Source organism: Streptomyces sp. NPDC029152 (assembly GCF_055564355.1).
Genome location: NZ_JBVHWR010000018.1, coordinates 1 through 23431, shown reverse-complemented (window position 1 = coordinate 23431; position 23431 = coordinate 1). Strand labels below are relative to the sequence as shown.

Genomic DNA, 23431 nt, shown 5'->3' with positions numbered 1-23431 from the left:
CCTCCTCAGTCGTCCTCGCCGTCTCCTCGGCCGTCTTCCGTCTGCCGCGCCGCCGCGTCGATCGCAGCCAGCGACTTGCGCACCTGGTTACGGTCCGTGGTGAACCAGAAGTCGGGCAGTGACGCCTTCAGATAGCTCCCGTACCGGGCCGTGGCCAGCCGCTGGTCCAGGACCGCGACCACGCCGCGATCGCCCGACGCGCGGACGAGGCGTCCGGCGCCCTGCGCCATGAGCAGCGCGGCGTGCGTGGCCGCGACCGCCATGAAGCCGTTGCCTCCGGCCTCCTCGACCGCCTTCTGGCGGGCGCTCATCAGAGGGTCGTCGGGGCGCGGGAACGGGATCTTGTCCATGACGACCAGCTGGCAACTGGGGCCGGGGACGTCGACGCCCTGCCACAGGGACAGCGTGCCGAACAGACAGGTCTTCGGATCGGCGGCGAAGTTCTTGATCAGCTCACCGAGCGTCTCCTCGCCCTGGAGGAGGATCGGGTACTCGGGGATACGGGAACGCAGCTCTTCGGCGGCCAGCTGGGCCGCCCGCATCGAGGAGAACAGGCCCAGCGTGCGGCCGCCGGCCGCCTGGATCAGCTCCGTGAACTCGTCGAGCATGTCGCCGCGGTCGCCGTCCCGCGCGGGCCGTGCCAGGTGCTTGGCGACGTACAGGATGCCCTGCTTGCGGTAGTCGAAGGGCGAGCCGACGTCGACGCCCTTCCACTGGGGGACGTCGTCGCCCTCCGTGCCCTCGGGGGCCAGACCGAGCGAGGCGCCGACACCGTTGAAGTCGCCGCCCAGCTTCAGCGTCGCCGAGGTCAGCACGACGGAGCGGTCGGTGAAGAGCTTCTCGCGCAGCAGGCCCGAGACGGACATGGGTGCGACGCGCAGGGACGCGCCGAAGCGGTCATGGCGCTCGTACCAGACGACGTCCCACTCGGAGCCGTTCGTGATCCGCTCCGCCACGTCGTGGACGGACTCCACCGAGGCCAGTGCCTGCTTGCGGACCGCGTCCTCGTCCTGCACGGACTTGTCCCGCGTGGCGCCGATCGCGGAGATGACCGTGCGGCAGGCGTCGCGCAGCGCCATCAGGGCGTAGCCGAGGTCCTCCGGGATCTCCTCCAGCCGGCCCGGCAGGGCCAGCTCCATCAGCCGCTCGAAGCCCTCGGCGGCCGTCTGGAGCTGGTCGGCGGCCTTCTCGTCGACGAGCTTCGCGGCCCGCCGCACCGCCCGGTTGACCTGGCCGGGGGTGAGCTCGCCGGTGGCCACGCCGGTGACCCGGGACACCAGCTCGTGCGCCTCGTCGACGATCAGCACCTCGTGCTGCGGCAGTACCGGCGCGCCCTCGATGGCGTCGATCGCGAGCAGTGCGTGGTTGGTGACGACGACCTGCGCGAGCTTGGCCTGCTCCCGGGCCATCTCCGCGAAGCACTCCGCGCCGTAGGCGCACTTCGAGGCGCCCAGGCACTCCCGCGAGGACACCGACACCTGCGACCAGGCGCGGTCGGAGACGCCGGGCGTGAGGTCGTCGCGGTCGCCGGTCTCCGTCTCGTCCGCCCAGTCCCGCATCCGCAGCAGGTCCTGGCCCAGCTTGCTGGTGGGCGCGGCGGCCTCGAACTGGTCGAACAGGCCCTCCTCCTCGTCCTGCGGAACGCCCTCGTGGAGGCGGTGCAGGCACAGGTAGTTCGACCGGCCCTTGAGCATCGCGAACTCCGGCCGGCGGCGCAGCTGGGGGTGCAGGGCGTCGACCGTGCGCGGCAGGTCCCGCTCCACGAGCTGGCGCTGCAGGGCCAGCGTCGCGGTGGCCACGACGACGCGCTCCCCGTGCGCCAGCGCGGGCACCAGGTAGCCGAGCGACTTGCCGGTGCCGGTGCCGGCCTGGACCAGCAGATGGGAGCCGTCGTCGATCGCTTCCGCGACGGCTTCGGCCATGGCCACCTGGCCGGGACGCTCCGTGCCGCCGACGGCGGCGACGGCGGCGTGCAGGAGTTCGGGGAGTGAGGGCTTCGTCATAGCGCGACCACCCTACGGCCCGGGACCGACAAACGGGTGACGGCGGCGCGCGGCGGGGACGGAAGTGACCGGGGTGACGCCCGAGCGCGCTCCGGTGTTCTGCGTGGACGAGGAGTCGCAGATCCAGGCTCGGGACCGTTCCCAGTCGGTGGTCCCCGGCGTCCCGCAGCGGATCACTCACGACGGGGCGCCTTCTGGATCAGGCCGACTCCAGGCAACGGTGCCTTGCAGACCGGCCCGAGCGGGGTCCGGTGCGTGCGGATGCAATGCGGAGGAGGACGCCGGGGCGGAGCCGGTCCGGCTGCGGAGCGTTCCTCTCGTGCGTCCTTCATTCACTGGGCGACGTAGGCGTGCCTGCTCGTCTGTCGAGGAGGGCGCGGATGCCGGGAAGGGGGACGTCCCCGTCCCCTCGGTGCGGTCGAGTGCAACGAGGGAACGGGGACGTGTCGTCCATCCGAGTGATACTCAGACGATCCAGTGGTCACCGGAACCGCATTCGGCGATTTCCAGCCGGGCGTCGTTGCCCGCGGCCGCGCCGCCGGTCGGGCGCAGGCACAGGTCGTTGCTGACGGCGTTCCGGATCCAGTTCGTCCCGTCCCCGCGGGGGTCGAGCCACCAGAGCTGGTTGTCACCGGTCGCGGCGCAGTGGAATTCGCCGACCTTCGTACCCGCCGACCTCGCCTTGTAGTAACCCAGGTCCAGGCAGAGTCCGTCCTTGCTGTTGCGGATCAGGAAGAGCGGGGCGTTCTGGGGCCCGCCGTTGCTGCTCACGATGTCCAGGCTCCACAGCTGGTTGTCAGCGGCCGTGTTGTTGCACGGGAACTGGTTGACGGGCTCGTTGATCTTGCCCGCGCCGTAACCCCCGATGTCCACGCACTGGCCGGTCGCCGCGTTCTTGATCACGGTGTTCTGCACTCCGGAACGGCTGTTGGCCCAGCGGCGGAGCTTCTCGGCTGGGGTCAACTCCACGGCCGCGGCCTTCTTCTTGGTCGCGGAGGCGCTCGGTGACGGCGCGGGCGTCTCCTTGCGGACCACGGGAACGGGCGGCGGCTGCTCCTTCTCCTTCTCCTCCTTCTCCTCCTTCTCCTCCTCCTTTTCCTCCTTCTTCTCCTCCTTCTTGCTCGGCTTGACGGAGGGCGTCGGTGACTTGCTCGTGTAGGTCTCCGGAGCAGTGGAGCGTTCGGTGTCCAGGACCGTCCCGGCGGCGTTCTCCGTCCGGGACCGCTCGGGCTTGCGCTCGTCCTGCCCCGCCACGAGGAACGGGACCGCGATGAGTATCGCGCCGACGATCGCCGCCGCCGCCAGCATCGGCTTCTTGGGGCGGCTGCCGGGCGGTTCGTCGCCCGGGTGGCCACTCGCCCCCGCGCCACCGCTGCCGGCCACTGACGCGGCCGTCACGGCGTCCGGGGACGCGCCCGTGGTGCTGACGGTCGCCGACCCTGCGGCCGGGGCGGAAGAACCGGCGGACGGTGTCGACGCGGAGGCCACCGAAGCGACCGCGCCCGTCGCGGAGCCCGAAGACGACCGGGTGGCGCCGGAGTCGTGCGTGGATACGCCTGGTTCAGACGTTTCCCCGGCGGACGGCCCCGGGGCGCCGATGCCTCTCGCGGTGGCGGTGGCCGCGGTGGCACCCGTCCGCTCCGTCGTCCTCTTCCGGGCTCCGTCGTTCTCCGGTTCGCCGGTGCCGGGGTCCTGGTTCGCCGGGTCGTCGTCCGCCCGGTTCCCCGCGCGGGCAGTCGCGTCCGGTCCGGCCGCGGTGGACGGCGTGCTCGTGCGGCCCGGCCGTCCGCCGCCCGGAGCGAGAGCGCCACCGGGGTCGCCGGTCACCCCGCGCATCGTCACCGCCCGGCGGACCGACACTGGTGTGCTCCCGGCTCTCCCGGGGTCTCCCGCGCCGGCGGACGTCCCCGACGGCGGCGGTACACGATGGGAAGGATCATGCTCACGCGCCATGCAATTTCCTTACTCATGTCTGGGTTCGGTGTCGTGTCACGGCCCGGCACCCACGGCACCCGCGCAGCGCTCCGGCCAATGGCCGGTACCCGCAGGTGTCGCCGAGCGCCCGCGCACGGCGTCATCCAGCCGGGCGAGTACGGCTCGGTCCCCATCGGGATCGGGCCTGGTCGCCGCAGCGGGACCGGTCAGTTCACGCAGATAGAGCTGTACGCCCTGGCCGTCGCGACGGACGTCCAGTACCCGGAAAAGGGTCCCCGGGGCGAAGACCACCTCGTCCGGCCCCCGGCCGTGGTCGGACAGCTGCCGTACACGACGGCCCGCCACCGACCAGATGACGTAACTCCCGCCCGGCATGGCCGCCGTGCTGGTGGGGTCGAACGGGGTGGTACTCAGGAGGGCCGCGTCGCGCAGCAGTGTGCCGGGGCGGGGAAGAGCGGAGACACCTCGGCCCTCGGCGTAAGGATCACTGCCCGTGCCGCGCAGCACCGCGCCCCGGTAGGACGGGAGCCGGTTCAGAGCCGAGGCCACACAGGCACCGTACGGCAGCATGCCCGGTTCGTACTCGCGCAGAGCCCGCGTCAACGCGCCGTGACTCAGGGGGCCTTTGGAAACATGCAGGTACATCCGCAGCGCGATCAGATCGGCGCGCGCCGCCTCCTGCTCCTTGCCGCGCAACGCGGGCATGCGGGCCAGGGAGCGGGCGACGGCCGCACCGTGCCGGTCCCACATCCCCTCCGCGAGCGTACGGAAGGCGGTGCGTTCCGCTTCGGAGCTGCGGTGGCCGGGGTCGAACGGCACGGGCGGAAGCGGGGTCGGCTGGAGGTGAACCTCATCGGCCTCGGCTTCCGCTTCCTCCGCGGCGCCCGGGGTCCCGGGGACGCCCGGAGTGCCGGGTATGTCCGTCACCTGCGGAGGAACAGGAGTGGTCACGGCACCGGAATCCCCCGCTCGGCCGGATTCGTCCGGTCCGCGGGCAGCGCCCATCGCCGTTCCCGTTCCGCCCTGTTCCGCCGGGGCGTCCGGCTTCTCGGGCGCCACGTCCCTGGAGACCGTGGCCCCCGGCGAGGTGGGGGGCGTGGCGGGCGCCGGGTCGGCCGGTGTCCCGGATTGCGCGCGCATCGGTGTCGGCGGGGGCACGACGTCGGTCCGGTCAGAGGCATCCGGTTCGTCCCGGAGCGAGTCCCCTGCGGGTTCCGCGGCCGGTCCCCCCTCGGCCGCCCGTGCTCCCTCGACCGGGGGCGCACCCTCGGCGGCCGGGCCTGCGCCGTCCTCCGAGACGGGGGTGTCCTCGGACGGGGTCCCTCGTGACAGGGCATCTTCCGCCGGGCTGCCCTCGGCCGACGTTCCTTCCGCCGGGCCGCGGTCGGCTCGAGTACCTTCCGCCGGGCTGATCACGGCCGGGCCGTCACTCCCACCGAGGCCACCGGCCGGGGAGTCGCCGCCCCGGGAACCGCCGGCCGGAAAGCCGTCGGCCGGGGAGTCGCCGGGCGCGTCGGACCCGTCGTTCCGCACCGGGCCGTCAGGCTGCGCCGGAACACCGGTCACCGCCGGACCGTCGTCCGTCCCGGCGGCCTCGCCCCGCACAGGCCCGTCCGTCGCGGCGGGACCGGCGGCCGCGACGGGCGCACCCCGCCGCCCGGATGCACCGGATCGGCCCGGCGCACCACCGGATCGGCCCGGCTCCGCGGCGGGGGACCGGAGCGCCCGAGGGGCGCCGGATCCCTCAGCCGTGACCGTGCCGGGGGCACGGCCGGGCGCCCCTGCGTTCGGCGGCTCGTTCACGCCCGCGATCGCGCCGGCCATCGCTTCCCGGAGCTGGCGGGCGCGTTCGGCCCGTGCGGCCCGTCCAGCGCCTTCCGCCGGCAGGCCGGGTCCGATTCCGGCAGTATGTCCCTGCTGTGACGGCGGCAACGGCCGTGACGGCAGGCTCGGACGCACCGACGGCACGGGCTGCTCGGCCTGTTGCGGTCGCAGCGGTCCCCCCTGCGGTTGCGCGGGCCCGCTCCGGGTGCCCCGGCCCGGCTCCGGTCGGCCTGCCGGCGCGGCGGCACCGGCCGGGCCGGTCCCCGTCACAGCGGGCCGCATCGGCGCGGGCGGGACCGATGCCGCCGTCCGGGTGGGCAGCGCCTGGCCCCGGGCCGTGGGCCTCGACCGAGTCGGGGCGGGAGCGGCGTAGCGCAGGGTGCGCAGCCCGTGCTGTGCCGCCAGCCGGCGCAAGCCGCGCCCGCCGTCATGGGGCACGCCGTGCACATGGAGCGTCGCGCGCTCGCGCAGGGCCGGTGCCAGGGCTCCCAGCAGGCGCGACAGCGCAGGCGACAGCGATGCGTCCATGGACTCGCCCGGCATGCCCAGCTCGATCACGGGGCCGCCGGCGTCCACCTGACGCGCCGTGGGGGACATGGAAGGTCCGCCACTGCGGCCGACCCAGAGGCCCGCCCTGGTGACAGTGACCTGCCAAGCGTCCGTCAGGCCGGTCACGCCCGCCTCCGGACGCGCGGGCCCCGGCAGCGGGGGGCTCCAGCGCAGCAACAGGGGGGGCCGGGCACGGCCTTCCCCGTCCGGTGGCCGGCACAGGACGGCGTCCACGAACGGCAACCACGTCGGCGTACCGTCCGGCGCGGCGAGGACCGACCGTACGGAGTACGAACCCAGCGGACGGGCCGCCGCGACGAGCGGCAGCCCGGTCATCACCTCCACGTCGGTCTCCAGCCGGTCGCACACCGACTGCGCCAGCCCCAGCACGTCACGCCGCCCGCCGGGCGCGAGCCGCACGCCGGACCTGGCCTCCTCGGGCAGAGCCGCCAGCACCTCGGCGACCTCCTCGGCCGATACGTCCTCGCCGTAGGGCACACCGACCACCACGGCCGGGCGCCGGGGGTCGACCGGGACGGCGTGGTACAGGTCGCCGGGCTGGGTCGCCGGGGCCCCGACGGGGCGTACCAGCAGTCCGGCGGGGATGTGCTCCACCACGCTGCCGCCCGCCGTACCCGAGGGCACGCCGCGCAGCGCGGACTGCCAGGAGGGCTCCGGGCTGCGCGGGCCCAGTGGTTCGGGCTCGGCGCCCGGGGCGAACCGCCACCAGCCGCCCTCCGCCGGTCTTCCGCCTGCGGAGGGGACGGGCGGGACGAAGAGCGAGCCGCCGGGTACGACGAGCGGCACCCCGTCCGGGGCCTTGACCTCGACCCCCCAGGCGTCGGCGATCCGGCGCGCGGTGCCGGGCCGGTCCTTGGCGTCCTGCCCGGCACCGGCCATGACGAGCCGTACGGTGTCGGCGCCGGACTCGCTCAGCGAGTCCAGCAGCTCGCTCAGTCTCGGCCAGAAGGCGGCGGAGTCCATGCCTTCGGCACCCGCGATGACGGTCACGGTCCCGTCGTCCGTGCGCGCGGCGCGTGCCAGGTCGGCGACGTCGGCGGGGGTGAGCGTGTCGTCCGACGGCGTCCGGAGCAGCAGCAGGCCGTCGTGGTCCTCGACCAGAAGTCCTTCCGCTGCCGTGCCGTCCGGCCCGTCGTCGGCGGGCCGGACGGTGGCAGGCCGGCGCCCGGCCGGGGCCGAGGACCGGCCGCCACGGCGCCGCGCGAAGGGACCACCCCGGCGTATCACTCGCGGGGCCCCCTTCCGGCTGCGGCCTCCGCCGCTTCGGGGGCGTCGGGCGCGCCGGCCCGGCCGGAGCCGTCTTCCGCGCCGGCCGGGGCGGTGTCCGCACCCGTACCCGTGGCCGCTCCGGAAGCGGCGGCCGCCGCGTCGGCCGGTTCTCCCACGCGTACGGCGTGGATGCGCGCGGTGCTCACCGCCCCCGGCGCGTCCTCGCTCACCGGGCGGCTCTCGCCGCGCTCCTGGGCCGCGATCTCCTCGGCCAGCGCCTCGGTCTCCATGACCAACCCGGCCGGTCCGGTCGGGTTCACGTAGAGGGAGTGCCCCTGGGGCAGTCCCGCCACCACGTCCGCCACCGGGACCAGCCGCGCGGCGAACGCGTCGACGACGCGGTGGTACGCGGGGCTGGTGAAGACGGGGACGACCGGTTCGTCCTGGGCCGACCGCAGGGCGGCCGGCTCGCCGTCGGGCCCGACGAGCACCGCGACCCGAGCGGCGGCCAGCGTGCGAAGAACCTCTCCGGCGGGACCGTAGCCGGTGACGGCACGCTGGATCGCGGATTCGACGGGATCGGTGGCCCTGGGCCAGCCGAGCGCCTCCGGGGAGGGGCGGTACCGCTCGTTGTCCTCCCAGGCCACGATCGTGCCCGTGGCATCCGTACGCCACCGGCCGGGGACCGCCCAGTCCGGTGGCGTGCCCGCGCCCTTCCACGCCGGGTCGGGAACGCTCAGCCAGCGGTCCGGCAGGCCGCGGGCCGCCTCCACCACTTCGGGAGGCGGTTCGGGCAGCGTCCCGGCCCTGTCGTCGTCCGTGGCCGGCCGCCCGACGGTGGCGGCTTCGGCACCTACGGTCCCGATCCGCCCGTGCGCCGGTATCGCCCCGGGGTCCTCGGCTTCGGGGGAAACCCCGGGCCGGGGCGTGGGAGGCGTCTGTGGGACGGACCTGTCGTCGTGCTCACTCACCGGCGGGCACTCCAGAAACAGAAGACACGCTCCATCCTTTCGAACTCTCCCTCATCAGTTGACAGTCCGGTGGTGCGGACCTCTGAGACGGGGTTCCCTTCCATGCGGTGCCGGGTGCGGAACATGACGCCGTGCGACACGGCGGCCGTGGTCCGGCCCGGGGACCGCTTCGCCCCCGGGAACCACCGCCCCCGCGAGACCGTCACCCGCCGCGGCCGGGGGCCGCGTGGGACGACGGCTCGAAGATACGTTCAAGCGTCAACGGTACAGGTAAGAAGGCGGGTTGGTCGGCCATGCGGAGTCCTCGGTTCCCACACGTCCGCCGGACGCCTGCCGTACGCCGGCCGTGCCTCCGCCCGATTCCTGCCGTACGCCCTCAGTGGCGTCCGTGGCCCGGTGCGGGCCACCCGAACAACCCGCGCGTCAGTCCCCGTCCTCAGCCCCGCGTCCGGGCCGGTCCCGCCCCTGCGCGGTGTCCGCGTCGGTACCGGAAACCTCCTCCGGTCCGTCCACCTGCGGCAGTCGGCCCGCGGTCATGAAGTCGGGCCGGACGTCCCCGGGTCCGGTGTCCCGCTGATCCACGCCCGCCCCGGGAGCGCCGTCGGCCGGTGTGGGCCCGGGCGGCCACGCGTCGGAGTCGTCCAGAGCCGCGAACCTCTCCAGTTCGGCCATGGCCGCGCGCAGCGCGCCCGGCGTCACGAGCTGCCCCACCGGGGCGGAGGAGCTGAGGAAGAGCACCTCCTTGCCTTCCGGCAGCCGGTCCAGCAGATCGGGAACGAACATCACCTCGTGCGGGGGCAGTTTGTCCTGCTCCAGCTCCGGTGACGTCGAGAAGACGGGTACGGCCTCCGTACCGTCCTCCGCGTCGGTCACCGCCAGGCCGCCCTGACCGTCGACGCAGACCGCCACCTCGGCGTCGGCGAGCATCAGGGCGAACAGGTCCTCCGAGGCGTACCCGGTGGCGACCAGCTGCACGGCGGCGTCCACAGGGCCGACCGGCGGGGCCCAGCCGTGGGCGTCGGGTGAGGGCCGGTACTCGTCGTTCGGCTCCCACTCGACGATCTCCCCGTTCCCGTCGCTGCGCCAGCGTCCGAGACTCGCCCAGGAGGGCGGGGGCTCGCCCTCGTCACCGCTCCAGTGCCGGTCGATGACGGACAGCCAGTGGTTGGGGGCCACCTTGGCTGCCCTGACGTACTCCTCGGGCGGTTCACGGTACCCGGGTCGGCCCTTCAGCACAGCGGACGGGCCGCCCTGTGCGGCGGAAGGACCGGGGGCCTCGCCGGCGGGCCTGTCCGCGGCGACCGCCTCGGCGGGGTTCTCGGGCTCGGGTTCCGGAGTACCGGAAGGGCTCGTCATACGGGGCAACTCCATCGATGGGCGGTCGTGCGACGTGCGGTGTCGGGTGTGCGGTGTCGGGTGGTGCGACGTGCAATCACGCGCCGGGGCCGGCGACCGGCTCCGGACCGGCCTCGCCCCCGGCCCGGGCCGGGGTGACCGGGTGCTTCGGCAGGTCCGCGCCTCCGGCCGTCGAGGAGCGCGCGGAGGCCGACTGCTCTGCGGACTCCTCCGCCTCGCCGGTCCGAGCCGTGTCCCGGGCCGCCTCTTCGAGCGCCTGACGCAGGGCATCGGTCTCCACGGCCATGCCGACCGGCCCCGACGGGTTGAGGTAGAGCACATGGCCTTCCGGTATCCGGTCCACCAGCTCGCGCACCGGCGCCAGTTCGTAGCCGAAGCGCCCGGCCGCATGCAGGTACGTGGGCGAGGTGAAGACGGGCACGACCGCCGCTCCGTCGGGCGAGGTGGCCGACACGGGGACACCACCGGGGCCGAGCAGGACGGCGACCTCCGCCACGGCCAGTGTCCGCGGGACCGCCTCGCCCGGGCCGTAACCGGTGGCGGCGAGCTGGACCGCCTCGTCCACCGCGTCGGTCGGCGCGGACCAGCCGAGCGCCTGGGGCGAGGGGCGGTACTCCTCGTTGGGGCGCCACTCCTCGATGTCACCGTCCTGACCGGACCTCCACCGGCCCACCACCGCCCAGTCGGGCGGTTCGCCCTCCCCCGCCCAAGCGGGGTCGACCATGCCCAGCCAGTGGTCGGGAGCGAGCCGGGCGGCCTCCTCGATCTCCTCGGGGACCGGCGGCGCGGTGTCGTCGGCGGCTGCGGCCCCGGCGGTGTCGTCGTTCATGGGCTCCTCACTGGGATGTCATGCGCGGTCGTCGTTCAGTATGCGGTGGAGCCTGTCGGCCAGGGAGCCGGCCGGGGTCAGGTTCCGGGCCCGGAACCAGGCGTCGACCAGGCGCTCCAGCCGGTCGGCGGTCAGGACACCCCCGTCCGGGCCGGGAAGGGCGTGGGGAGCCAGGGCCGACAGGACGGCCAGGACGTCGTCCAGGACGTCCTGGCGGTCCGCCGACCACTCGGCCACCGCCGGATCCGCCGGATCCGCCGGCCCCTCGTCGGCCGGCAGGCCCGCCGCGTCCAGCGCGTGCTCGTCGGGGAACCTGCCGCCGACGGCCACGTGTTCACGCAGCTCCGCCTCGGTCAAGGGGGCGAGACGGCGGTAACGGCCCCAGTTGTCCACGTAGTCGAGGTCGGCCGGCTCCGCTGCGCCGCTCTCCCTCAGGCGGTCGAGGACCAGTTGGGTGCCCCGCATGATCTCGTCCAGGGTGTGGTGCCTCCCCTGCAGCATCTCGGCCAGCAGCGCGATCCGCACCAGGCCCAGGTCGACGTCCAGGCCCCATGCGTCGCGCATCTTCACCGCCTGCGCCATCAGCCGGTGGGCCGAGCCGGAGGTGCCGGCCCGGACCAGGGCCCCCCTCGGCTCCGCCTCGGACTGGGGAGCACTGCTCATGGCGATGTCGTAGCGGTTCATCCCCGGCACCCACGGGATGTCCCCGTCCGGCATCAGGGCCCGCTCGCCCCCGCTCAGCGGGGGCGACAGGTCCTCCGGGCGCAACGGTATGCGCAGCGCACGCTCGGCGCGGGCCAGCCGCTCCTGCTCCTCGGGCGTTCGGTCCGGCCGTCCGCTCAGCTCCCGGTAGGCGGTCATCGTCTCAGCCGGCGGCCGGGAGGACCGGTACTCCTCGGTGATCACCTCGGGGTTCGGGTCGGGGCTGCCGAGCAGGTCGGAGATCAGACCGCCGTGCCCGTCCGGTGACTGGGAGCCGATCCACAGCATGGCCATGCGTTCGCGCAGGTTGCCCGAGTCCGCCACGGCCTGGAGCCGGTCCCGGGAGGTGCCCACCGCGCCGTCGACGGTGGCATCGTCCGAGCCGAGTTCCGTCCAGCGGCCCGCTGCCACGGCCCGGGTCCAGAGTTCCGCGGTCATCACGCCGAGCTGGTTGTTCGCCGCTTCGTTACCGCCGAGGTACCGGCCCAGCCGCTCCTCGAAGCGTGCCGCCTCCGCCATGTAACGGATGCGGGCCAGGACCCACTCGGGTGCCTGCCGGGCCGCCGCCGGGCGCAGCACGGACACCGGCGCCGAGGACAGGGCGTCCACGACCCGGTTCAGCCGTGCCCCGCTTTCGACGGAGGTGTCGCCCGGCCCGTCGGCGAGTCCGGCAAGATGGCGGACCCCGTCATGGACCAGCAGGGCGGGGGGTGCGGCGCCGGTGCGGTCGCCGTGGAGGGTGACCTCGCCGTCGGGACCGGCCACGGCCACGATCACCCCGAGCCCGCGTGCCGCCGCGGCCGCGAGCGGCCCCACCGGCAGGGCCGCGCCTTCGGCGCCGTAGGAGGAGTCGGTGAGCAGTACCCGAAGACGCCGGGCGGGGCTCAGTTCGACCCGTGAGGCCGGCAGTTTGTCGCCCAGGAGCATGCCCTCCGTGCGCCGGGAGACGTCGAGGGGTGCCCCGACCTCGTCCAGGAGGCTCAACGGAAGATTCCGGCTCTCGTCGAGCGGGGGCACCTCCGCCTCGGACACGTCGTCGTCGGTGAGGACGCCGTCCAGCCAGGCGCGGAGGTCGTCGGCCGTGTCGACGCCCGCCCGCTGGAGCGCGTCGGCCGCGGCGTAGCGGAGGGCGAACAGCAGGGTGGCCAGGGTCCGGTCGCCCTCTCCCGGTGACTCGTGGAGGGCGAAGACGGTGCCGTCGAGTTCGGCGGCGTACGGGCCGGTGCGCCGGTAGCCGTCCGGGGGCGCCGGGGCGGCGGCCTCCGGGGCGGTGGCCTCGTCGCCGGTCTCCGGCGTGGGGCCCTCGTCGCCGGTCTCCGGCGTGGGGCCCTCGTCGCCGGTCTCCGGCGTGGGGTCCTCGTCGCCGGTCTCCGGCGTGGGGTCCTCGTCTCCGGTGAGCTCCACGATCCGCGGCGCCGGCCAGTCCTCTGCGTTGTGGAGGACCGGGGGCGGGTAGGCGGACATCTCCTGGAACTCGTACTCGGCGAAACGCCTGCCCGTCACGTTGTCCGTCTCGATGTCGCGGCTGAGGATGCGCATCGCCGTGCCCGGTGGGTAGAGCACCTCCTCCTCGCCGATCCATGCGGAGAACGGTGCCACCTGGCGAGCGGTGGAGTGCGCCACGTACCCCCGCATCGCGTGCCGGTCCTGGGCGTCGCCCATCTCCCCGAGGTCGCCCTGTGTGTACCCTCCCGCCGTGCCCCAGTCCTCGGTGGTGCTGCGGAACCGCGGGATGTACAGCGTGGCCGGGGTGAGGAGTGGCCCCTCCTGCGCGGTCGCGTCCAGGTGTCCCGGGAGCCAGCCGCCCCAGTAGACCGGGCCGTTCACCGGCGGAAGGATCTCCAGCGCCTCGACCGCCATGTCGACGTGCATGGCCATGTCGTCGTACAGCCGGTCGGCGATCCGGTCCACCCGGCGGCGGACGGCTCTGGTCTCCACCCGGGTCTCCTCGTCGGTCGCCTCCGCGTCCAGGTCGCGCAGATCGGATATCGCGTCGCTCAGGCCGTCGTGCGAGTCCAGCAGTTCCGGCAGGCCCTGGCCGGCTTCCACGACGTCTTCACGCACGTACTGCCAGACCCGCTCCCTGAACATCCAGCGGCCGGCGGCGCCGAAGCGGCTCGCGGTGACATAGGTCTTGAAGAGCTCGTGGTCCTGGCTGGTGTACAGGAACAGCGCGGTCAGGTGGCCGGGAGCCAGGGCACGCAGGGACGCCCGGCCCCGCTCACCGAACCGCTCGAGCCACCGGGTGGCCGCCTCGACCCGTTCCACCAGTTCCTGAGCCACGGGCGCCCCGGTCTGCGCCGCGCTCAGAGCCTCGGCGATGTGCCCGGGAACGACGACGTCGTAGCGGGAGACGAAGCGCGTCCTGCTGTCGTAGACGTGGTGGTGCGGCAGGACCGGGCCGATGCCGAAGACCTGCCCGGCCACCCGGTGCAGCCGGGCGCCGTCATGGGTGAGCGCGATCCGTTCCGCCTCGATGCCCACGCCGGCCATGTGGGAGGCACGCAGCACCTCGTGCAGGGACTGGGTGTCGGTCAGGATCGACCAGGCCAGCAGTGCCTTGCGGAAAGCCATGAGCTCCGGTCCGCTCGCTCCGATCGTCCGGTAGGCGTCCAGCAGCCACAGGGCCGGGCCGACCACTCCGCCCACGTACCGGAATCCGCGTGGGTCGTGCGCGGTCCGGTACGCCCCCTGCCGGGGTCCCCGCGGCCGAGTGAGCCGCGGTGGCCGGAGCCGGCCGGGCAGGGTGCGCTGCAGGGTGACGGGCCCCGCGTCGCCGTACACCGCGTTACTGAACGCCTGGATCAGGTGGGGTACGGACGGTCCGGCCTGCAGGAACCGCTGGACCGCGTCCGGTGCCGCGAGCCACTGCCCGGCCTCCGGCCCCTGGAAGAAGGCACTGTCCGCGGCGAGCGCGCCGTGCCGCTGCGCCAGGAAGTGGTGGAGCCGGCTGAGGGCACGCGCGGCACCCTGGACGGCCTCGGGATCTCCGGTCAGCTTCTGCGCCAGCGTCCACTCGAACTGGAAGCTGAGGTTGCGCCACGCCCGGTCCCGGTAGAGACCGGCGAAACGTACGGCCTCAACGGCTCCGGGGACCCGCCATCCCGGAACGGACCAGGGCGGGTCGGCCGGCGTGCCGGCGGGGGCCTCGGCCTCCCCCGGCCCGGGTCGGCCGAGGTCCCCGCCGGCCCGGGAAGCCGGGGTGACGCGCAGCATGGCCGTGGGACTGCCGTCGGCGGCCTCCAGGAGGTGGATCTCGGCCGTCGGCCGCCCGTCCTCGTCCTGACCAGGGGTGATCGCCGTGCGGCCGGTGTTGACGAACACGTCCAGGCCGGTGAGGTCGGCGATGCCCCGGGCCCGCCGCACGGCGCGCTGCAGGCTGTCGCCCCGGGCTGCGGTGCCGGTGGGCACGCCGGTGCCGGTGGCGACGTCGCACGCGAGAACGGTGATGGTGGTGAAGCCCGCCGCGGCGAGGTCCTGACCGAGCAGACGCCCCACCATGGTGCTGTCGGCACCGACCCGCTGGTCGTTCCCCCCGGCGACGGCATAGCCGTCCGCCCCGCCGTGGGAGGTCCAGAAGAAGGTGCCGGACTCCGTCGTGGCGGGCAGCGGGCGCCGTTCGGCCACGCGTTCCTGGGCGGGGCCGCGGCTCCACCGGGTGTAGTGGGTGGCCTCGGGCAGGCGACCGTAGAAGGGCTCGCGCAGCGCCCAGTCCCGACGGGTGAAGGAGGCCTTGCCGACCGTCCTGCCGTTCGCGCGGATCTCCTGGACGACGATCCCTTCCGGGGAGGGCGCGGTCCCGTGCCCCTCCCACGGGGCGTTCCAGTAATCACGGTGCGGATAGGCGCCTGCCGGTGAGCCGTCGTCGCCGAGGCCGGAGCGTGCGTCGGGGCCGGCGTGGCCGTCGGTGTCCGACAGACCGGCGTCGGACGTGTCGGAGTCGGTCTGGGGGCCCAGGTCGAACAGGTCGTCCGCCGAGTCCTCGAACACGGCCGGGGTGAAGGGAAGCGGGCCGGCCGGCCACGTCTCGGGGAGGCCGTCGGGCAGCGGGATCGCCTCGTCGACCACCTCGTGCAGCATCGGGGGCCGCCCACGGGTCTCCAGGAGCCGTCGGTCGACGACGTCGAACTCCATGCCCGGCGGGTACAGCGCCTCCCCTTCCGAGAGGTGCTTGAGGAAGGGGGTGCCGTCGCGCGCCGTCGAGTTCCTGACCTGGACCAGCTTGCGGTGCGAACCGGTGGGGACCGCCCTGTCGCCGAGGGCGAACTCGATCGCCTCCGTGGTCTTCAGCGAGGTGCTGCGGAAGTACGGCACGCGGATGGCCCGGGCGCCGTACACGGGGCCGTTCAGGGCGGGCCGGTCGATGGGGCCGGGAGCTCCCCGCTCGCCCCACCACGCGGTCGCCTCGACGGACGGCAGGATCTCGAGCGCCTCGACGGCCATGTCGATGTGCAGTCTCAGCTCGCGGTGGAGCCGGTCGGCCATCGTGTCCGCGCGGCGCCGCAGCCGGCCCAGCTCCGGGCTCGGTGCGTCGAGATCGGGCAATTCGGTCAGTTCCTCGTACAGGTCGGCGAACTCGGGTTGGCCGACCAGGGTGAGCGGCGCCATGTCCAGCTCCTCCTCGCGGGCCGACTCCAGGAGGTAACGCCAGCTGTGGAAGCGCACCAGGTGACGGCTCAGACCCTGCCCCAGCCGCTCGCCGTTGAGCAGCGCCTTCATCAGCCGGTAGTCGTAGGAGCTGTAGAGGTACAGGGCCGTGATGTGGCCCGGGGTGAGCCGCCTGAGCGCCTCGGCGCCCCGGTCGCCGTACCGCTCCAGCCATTCGGCCATGACCTGGAGCCGGGGGGCCGGGCGGCGCGGCAGTGCGCCGGCCAGCGCGGCGTCGGCCATGGTGACGAGGGCGTCCGGCACGTCCATCGTCCCGGTGAGCTCGAACGGGAAGCTCATGCGCTCCTGGTAGAGGGCCTGGTGCGGCGGGGTCAGGGCCGCGAGCTCCCTGCCGTCCTCCTCGCGCGGCAGCAGTCCGTCCGCCGTGAACCGGCGCACCGTCCAGGTGTGCAGCGCGGCACCGTCCCGGGTGGCTGCGGCGCGTTCGTCGGCGGCGCCCATGCCGATCAGGTGGGAGGCGCGCAGCACTTCGTGCAGCGACTGCAGGTCGTAGGGGATCGTCCAGGCGGCCACGGCGGCGCGGAACACCGGCAGTTCGGTGGACGGCAGGCCGAGCGCGGCGAACATCCGCAGCAGGCGCAGCGCGGGACCGCGTTCGCCGTCCACCCGGCGGAAGCCGCGGCTGTCGTGCACAGCGCGGTAGGCACTGTCCGCCACGAGCCGCGCGCCGTCCGGGGAAAGGGCCTCCTCGACCCGGCGGGGCAGCCCGGGACCGGCGTACGCGGCGTACACGAGGGCCCTCATCAGCCCGTCCAGGGCATCCGGCCCCGGCTGCTCGTCGAGCAGACCCTCCAGTTCGGCGACCGGGTCCTCGGGCGTCGCGTCCGGGGCGAAGAACGCGCGCGCCGCCGCCCGGTCGCCGTTGCGCTCGGCAAGCCGCTCGTACACCCCGCGCACCGCCAGCCCCGCCGTCTCGGCGAGTTCGGGGACGTCGCTCAGCGCCTCGGCGAGGGAGTCCTCCCAGTCGACGCTCGCCTGCCGCCACGCGCGCTCCTGGTAGAAGCCCGTGAACCGCGGCGTGCCCGGGGCCCCGGCGGGCCGCCAGGCCGACACCGACCAGGGCGCTCCCCCGGCGGCGTCGGCGGCGACGAGCTGCTCCGGCGTGGCGTCCCGCACGCTGCCCGTGACGTTGGACAGGCCGGGGGCCGGGTAGCCGAAGGGGGCGCGCCTGCCGGTTCCGGCGCCCGGGGCGGGCACGCGGGGGCCCGTCCAGCCGTCCGGGTACTCCGTCACCCAGTACGTGGCCCGCCCCTCGGCGTCCTCCAGCAGGTGCGGCAGCCCGTCGGAGACCGCCACGCGCCCCACCGGGAGATGGGCCGGCAGTCCGGCACCGCCGGCGATCCTCCTGGCGCGCGCCCGGGCCTCGGCCTCGCTCTGCGGTACGTCACCGGGACCGCACGCGAGCACCGTCACGCTGCGGAAGCCGCGGTCCCGCGCCGAGCGCAGCAGCCGGCCCGTGTACGCCCCGTCGTCCCGCCGCACGCCACCGTCCCCGGTGACCAGCGCCAGCCCGTCGCGGCCGCTGTGCGAGGCGAAGAAGAACGTCCCCTCGGCCGTGCCACCGCCCGGCAGCGCCCGCTCCACCGCGGCCGGCCGGCCGGCGGCGTCCCGCTCCCACGACACGAAGCCCCGCGCGCGGTCCAGCCTGCCGTACTGCTCCTGCCGCTCCGCCCAGTCGGTGTCGTCGAACGAGGACACACCGATCAGCTTGCCGTCCTGCCCGTGCACGGGCCGCATCAGCGGCGCGGGCCGGGTCCCGGCGTCGGCTGTGGCGGCCGGGGGACGGAACCCGAAGAGGTCTTCGGGCGTACCGGGTTCCGTGATCCGGCCGGTGTCGGCGGGCGCCTGCCGAGGGACCGTCACCTCTTCGGCGCGGATGAACTCGTACGGTTCCGTGCGCGCGTCGCCGGGGACGACGGTCCGGGTGGTGATGTCCACGGAGGCGCCCGGCGGGTACAGGACCTCCGTCTCCAGCGGCAGGGCGGCGAACGGGCTGATCTCCCGCGCCGTGGAGCGGGACACGTGCACCAGCCCGCGATGCGCGTCACCGGGGACGCCCTTGCTGCGGTGCATGAAGCCGAGTGCTTCCTCCTTGCTCCGCGCCGTGCTGCGGAAGACGGGCATCGTGATCCGGTCCCTGCCGTAGACCGGACCGTCCGCCGGGGGTGCGCCCAGCGCCCCGGGCACCCCGCGGTCGCCCCACCAGACGTCGCCGTTCAGCGGGGGCAGGATCTCCAGCGCCTCGATCGTCATGTCGACGTGCAGGGGCAGTTCCTCGTACACCGCGTCCGCCATCGCGTCCAGATGACGCCTCAGACGCGCCACCTCGGGGGTCGATGCGTCGAGGTCGTCCACGTCCCCCATCGCGTCGAACAGCGTGGCGAAGCCCTCCTGGCCGCGGAGCGTCGTGGGAAGGAGGTCGGCGGCGCCGACCTCGGCCATCTTCCGGGTCATGCTCCAGGTGGTGAGCCGCACCAGGCGACGTCCGAGCCCCGCGCCGAAACGCTCGCCGTTGAGGAACGCCTTCATCAGCCGGTAGTCCGCGCCGCTGTAGAGGTGCACGGCCGTCAGATGCGCAGGGTGCAGCCGTACCAGGGCCTCCCTGCCCGCGTCGCCGTAACGGCTCAGCCAGTCCCGGAGCGCCCGGCCGCGGTGCGTGTCGGGCAACGGGTCCCCGGCGAGCGCGGCGTCGAGCAGGTCCACGAGGCCGCCGGGGAGGTCCAGTCTGCTGCGTGTGATGTCCCGGCCGAACGTCATCCGCTCGGCATACAGCGCGCGGTGCGGCGGGACGAACGGTCCGTCCCGGTCGGTCCGGGTGGGTCCGGCCGCCCCGACCGAGTCCGCCACCCACGTGTGGAGCCCGGCCCCGTCGCGCAGGGCGAGTTCGCGTTCCCCGGCGGTTCCCAGGCCGACCCGGTGGGAGGCGCGCAGGATCTCGTGGAGCGACTGGAGGTCGGCCGGGACCGCCCAGGCGATGAGGGCGTCGCGCAGCGCGAGCAGCCGGCCCGGCGTCGCGCCGAGCGCGGCGTAGGTCCGCAGGAGCCGGAGTGCGGGGCCGTGTTCGCCGCCCACCCGGCGCATCCCCCGGCTGTCGTGCACCTCGCGGTAGGCACTGCCCGGCGCGTACCGCGCGCGGCGGCCGGCCGGCCGGGACAGGGCCTCGGCCGTCTCGCGGGGCAGCCCGGTTCCCGCGTAGGAGGCGTACGTGAGCGCGGCCATCAGCGCGTCGAGGGCGAACGGCCCCGGGGGCAGCGCCGTCAGCCGGTCCAGCTCCGCGCCCGCGTCCGCGGGAAGCGCGTCCGGGGCGAAGAAGGCCCGCCGCGCGGCGTCCTCGCCGTGGCGCGCGGCGAGTTCTGCGCGCATACGGGACACCGCGTCGCGCACGGAGTCGACGAGCCCGCCGGTCCGGCCCAGGTGCTCGGCGTACGCGAACTCCAGGGCCGCGCTGCGGCGTCGCCACTCACGGTCCCGGTACATGCCGGCGAACCTCACCGTGCCGGGCGACCCGGCGGGACGCCAGGACGGGACCGCCCAGCCCGGCCCGTCACCGGAGGCGTTCCGCAGGCCGGTGGTGCCTTCGTCCGGGGTGCTTCCCGGGCCGGCCGGGGACACGGGGGTGGCGTTGATCCGGGCGGCGGACGGATAGGCGGGACCGGGCCGCCCGCCCGGTTCACCGGTGCCGGGACCCGCGAAGTGGAACGTCCCGACGCCCGAGTCCTGCGGGGCCGACGGTGTCGGCCAGAGGGGGGCGGCTGCCGGGGCCGTGGTGACGCCGGCCGGGGACCAGGGAAGTACGGGCCTGGCCTTCCAGACGGTCTTGGTCCACTGGCCCAGCTTCTTCTCGCGCAGGGCGGTGACGGCCAGCGGGCCGAACAGGTCGTCCTCGACGAGGTCGAGGGGGCCGGTGTAGCCCCACGCGTTCCGGCCGGTGCGGTCGGAGAACGCCTGCAGCCGCTTCGCCCCTCCGGCCGCGAACTCGGGCATCGGGAACAGGACGGGGACGTCCACGGGCGCTTCGGTCACCAGCGGGGCGAGGTCCAGAAGGGCCCAGAGTTCCGCGTCGGGTATGCGCAGCGGGGAGTGGCCGGGCAGGTGCACGACGACCGTGCCCCCGTCGGTCCCGGTCCAGATCACCCTGGTCCGGCCGGGTGGCTCCGTGGACTTCCACTGTGCCGGGTGAGGAACGGTGAGGATGTCTCCGTTGCTCTTCAGCCGCGCGTACCAGCGGTCCACGTCCACGCCGTTGGGGGCCGGACGGCCGCTCCAGTTGTAGCCGGTCGGTTCCGTGCCGTCGGTGAGGACCTGTGCGAAGGCTCCCAGTTCACCGAGGTGGTAGGCGGCCAGCAGATACGGGTCGGCGATGTCCAGGCCGCGCGCGTGGGCCCGGGTGGCCAGGAGTGTCAGCTCCATGATCCGGTCGTCGGTCCAGGGGTCGGTGTCCGCCATGTGGAGGACACCGCGGCCCAGGCTCTCCTGGTCCACCGGTGACATCCGGAACAGGATCCGGTCGGCCGCGGCCACCGTCGCCCAGAAGGCCCGTGCGGTCTCCTTCGGACTCGCCGGCACGGAGTCGGGCAGGTCCAGCGCGCTCCGGACGACGGTCATGCCGTCGGCGCCCGACAGCTCCTCGACGGCGTAGGTCAGCGCGGTGTCCGGAACCATCTCGCCGAGCCGGGCGCCCGGCCGCTGGGCCACCAGGTCCCGGGCTGCGTCCAGAACCGCCACGTAAGCGGCCTGGTCCGGGGTGTCCCCGCCGACCCGCCGCGCGAGGAAACTCCACAGGTCCAGCCGGAACGGCGTGAGCGAGCGCAGGCCGGGGTCGTTGGCGCGCAGGGTCTCCAGCGCGCCGATGCCCTTCAGCACCCGCTCGTACCGGCCCGCCGGGACTCCGCGGTCGTCCTCGACGACCTGGCCGAACGCCTCGCGCAGCGCACGGACCAGCAGCAGTGTGGTCGCCCGGACCTCCGGCGGTACGGCGCCGGGGGCCGTGTGCAGGCCGGCGTCCCGCGCCAGTTGGTCCAGCTGGCTGTCCAGGGGCTCCGGCCGGACGCGCTCCGTGCGCCCGATCACGCCGCCGGGGGTGTCCTCGATCAGGAACGTACCGCTGTCCATGCCCTTGGTCATGGACGTCCCGTCGACCTCCATCCGGCTGACGTTGGCCGTGTGCTGCGCGAGCGACACCTCTTCCAGGGGGTCTTCCACGCGGGGGACCGCGCGGCCCTCCTGCAGGTGGCCGCGCGGGTCGCCCGCCGACCCGGAGTAGCAGACCTCCAGCCCCAACCGGTAGCCGGGTGGCAGCTCGCGGACCTCTCGCAGCCCGCCGATGTACCGCCCGCCGGCGGCCGCGTCCAACCGCACGTCCGTACCGTCGCGCAGGACGAGCGCCAGGACGCCCGGGAGGCCGTGCGCGTAGAAGAGGTAGACCCCGCGGTCGGGGACGAACGACTCGGTGGTGACCGGCCGGTCGCCCTCGCCGGTGGCCACGTAGTGCATCAGTCGCCGGTTGTCGAAGTAGGACCGCAGCAGCGCCTCGCGCCTGGCCATGGTGTCCTGCATGGACATGCTGCCGAACCGCTCGCGGCGGTCGAACACCAGGGGCCGGACGGCCACGTCGCTGTCGCGGAACCTCCTGCCCTCTTCCGAGACCCACTCCCGGTCCTCGAACGGCGCAGGCGCCGCGGGCGGGTCGAACGGCACCCAGTCGCCGTGCCAGTCCCCGGGGTCCCGGACCGTCATCGTCGGCACGTGGGCGCGCAGGCCGGAGTCGTACCGAAGCCGCCCGTCACCGCTCGGCGCCCACACCCGCCGCCCCAGCCTGACGGCGACCGCGCGCATCAGGTCCAGGTACTGGGAACCCGCGTACGGGATCGCCAGCACGACCGGCACGTGTCCCGGCAGTCGCGCCAGTTCCGGATCGCCGGCCAGCAGCGCCGCGAACGCCTCCTGGTCCGCCGGGTCCTCGTCGAAGGTCAGGTCCCCGACCACGTAGGCTTCGCCGCCCCAGGGCGCGGGCAGGTCCGGTTCCCACACCTCCGGCGCGAACCCGCCGCCCGTGACCACCCGCACCCGGTCGACCCGTACCTCGTCGATCCGCTCCCCCGACAGGTCGCGTCCGCGCACCGCGCCGGAGCCGTCCCGCAACACGGTGTCCGGGTCCTGCAACGGGTCCGCTGTCCACGTGGTGGGAAGTGTCGTGGTCGTCGGTCCGAAGAAGACCGGCCTGCCCCGGGTGGTGGCGGCGGTGCCCGGCTTCCGGGTGGCGGCGGTCCAGCGGCCCGGGGCGCCGGTGGCCGGATCGGGCAGGGCGAGGATGTGGAGCGGGACGCCGGGGACGGTTTCGGTGAGCAGCATGGGTGCGCTGTAACCGTAGGCGGGGCGTCCGGTTTTCTGCGAGAACGTCTGCACCAGCTGCGGGCTCAGGGCTCCGGGGCCGGTGGTCAGGAACAGCACCGGAATGCCCAGAGCGGCGGTACGCGTCGCCGGGCTCATGTCCAGCAGGGCCAGGAACTCGCGTTCGGGGACGGGGACGGGTGTGCGGCCCGGGAGGTGGAGGACGAGGGTGCCTGCCTGGTCGACCTCGATCAGGGTCAGCATGGGCATGAGTTTGCCCGGGCCGGTCCAGTCCGGCTCGACGGAGCTCAGGGCGGCCCCGTCGGGCCCGGAGGTCATCCGGCGCACGGTGCTCCAGTCGACCCCGGCGGGCGCGGGGGTCCCCGACCAGTTCACGCCCTGGATGCTGGGTCCCTGCCGCAGCACGGTGGCCGGACCGAAGGCACCGGCTTCCTTCAGGTGGTAGGCGGCCAGCAGGTCGTGGTCGGTGACGTCCACGCCCTCGGCGATGGCCTTGGCGACGACCGCCCACAGGGCTTCCTGCTGTGACCGGTCCCAGGTCGTGGTGCTGTCGAGGTGGAGGACCTTGCGGCCCATCGCCTCACGGCCGGCGGGTGTCATCAGGGCGAAGACCTGGGCGGCCCGGGCCGTGGCCCACAGCGTGGACGCCACGTGCCGGGGGGTGACCGCCGCCGAGGCGGAGAGCGACTGCACGTGCCGGATCGCCCGCTCGCGCTTGTCCGCCAGCTGTCGGAGGGTGATCTGGACTGCCGGTGACGGCACGACGTCCGTGAGGCGGGCGGTGGGGTCGGCCGCCACCCGGGCCGCGGCGAAGTCCAGGAACGTCGCAAAGCCCCGGAGATCGGGTGCCTTCCCGGTGTGTTCCTGCACGTAGAAGTTCAGCAGGTCCATGCGGAAGGGGGTGAACGGGCTGAGTCCCGGGTCGTTGGCCCGCATCCGTTCCAGCGCGCCGATGCCCTTCAGCACGCGCTCGTAGCGGCCGCCCGGCACGCCGCGGTCGTCCTCGATCTCGT

The 23431-nt window shown here is 74.3% G+C and carries 7 protein-coding genes; all 7 read right to left on the bottom strand.

Features of this window, described 5'->3' with window-relative positions:
- Nucleotides 1-5: 5 nt before the first annotated feature.
- The 7 genes from ACZ4V6_RS29600 to ACZ4V6_RS29570 all read right to left on the bottom strand — a co-directional run bounded on the left by ACZ4V6_RS29600 (nt 6) and on the right by ACZ4V6_RS29570 (nt 23408).
- The gene (locus ACZ4V6_RS29600; protein WP_467833427.1) at nt 6-2003 is read right to left on the bottom strand and encodes an ATP-dependent DNA helicase; all 1998 of its coding nucleotides are present in this window, start codon (nt 2001-2003) and stop codon (nt 6-8) included.
- Nucleotides 2004-2468: 465 nt separating this feature from the next.
- On the bottom strand, nt 2469-3401 hold the full coding sequence (locus tag ACZ4V6_RS29595) for an RICIN domain-containing protein (RefSeq protein ID WP_467833425.1): 933 nt from the start codon (nt 3399-3401) through the stop codon (nt 2469-2471).
- A 591-nt stretch (nt 3402-3992) separates the two neighbouring features.
- Nucleotides 3993-7559 (bottom strand): DNA polymerase III subunit gamma/tau domain-containing protein, encoded by a 3567-nt coding sequence (locus tag ACZ4V6_RS29590; RefSeq protein WP_467833424.1) that lies wholly within the window; start codon nt 7557-7559, stop codon nt 3993-3995.
- Entirely contained in the window at nt 7556-8512 is a 957-nt protein-coding gene (locus ACZ4V6_RS29585; protein WP_467833422.1) for a type VII secretion system-associated protein, read from the bottom strand. Before ACZ4V6_RS29585 ends, ACZ4V6_RS29590 begins: the two co-directional genes overlap by 4 nt.
- A 423-nt stretch (nt 8513-8935) precedes the next feature.
- The gene (locus ACZ4V6_RS29580; RefSeq protein WP_467833420.1) at nt 8936-9868 is read right to left on the bottom strand and encodes a type VII secretion system-associated protein; all 933 of its coding nucleotides are present in this window, start codon (nt 9866-9868) and stop codon (nt 8936-8938) included.
- Between the two features lie 76 nt (nt 9869-9944).
- A complete protein-coding gene (locus tag ACZ4V6_RS29575) occupies nt 9945-10697 on the bottom strand; it encodes a type VII secretion system-associated protein (protein WP_467833418.1) in 753 nt (250 codons plus the stop codon).
- A gap of 18 nt (nt 10698-10715) precedes the next feature.
- Nucleotides 10716-23408 carry a lonely Cys domain-containing protein gene (locus tag ACZ4V6_RS29570; protein ID WP_467833416.1) on the bottom strand — a complete coding sequence of 4231 codons (12693 nt, stop codon included), beginning with the start codon at nt 23406-23408 and terminating at the stop codon, nt 10716-10718.
- Between the last annotated feature and the right edge of the window lie 23 nt (nt 23409-23431).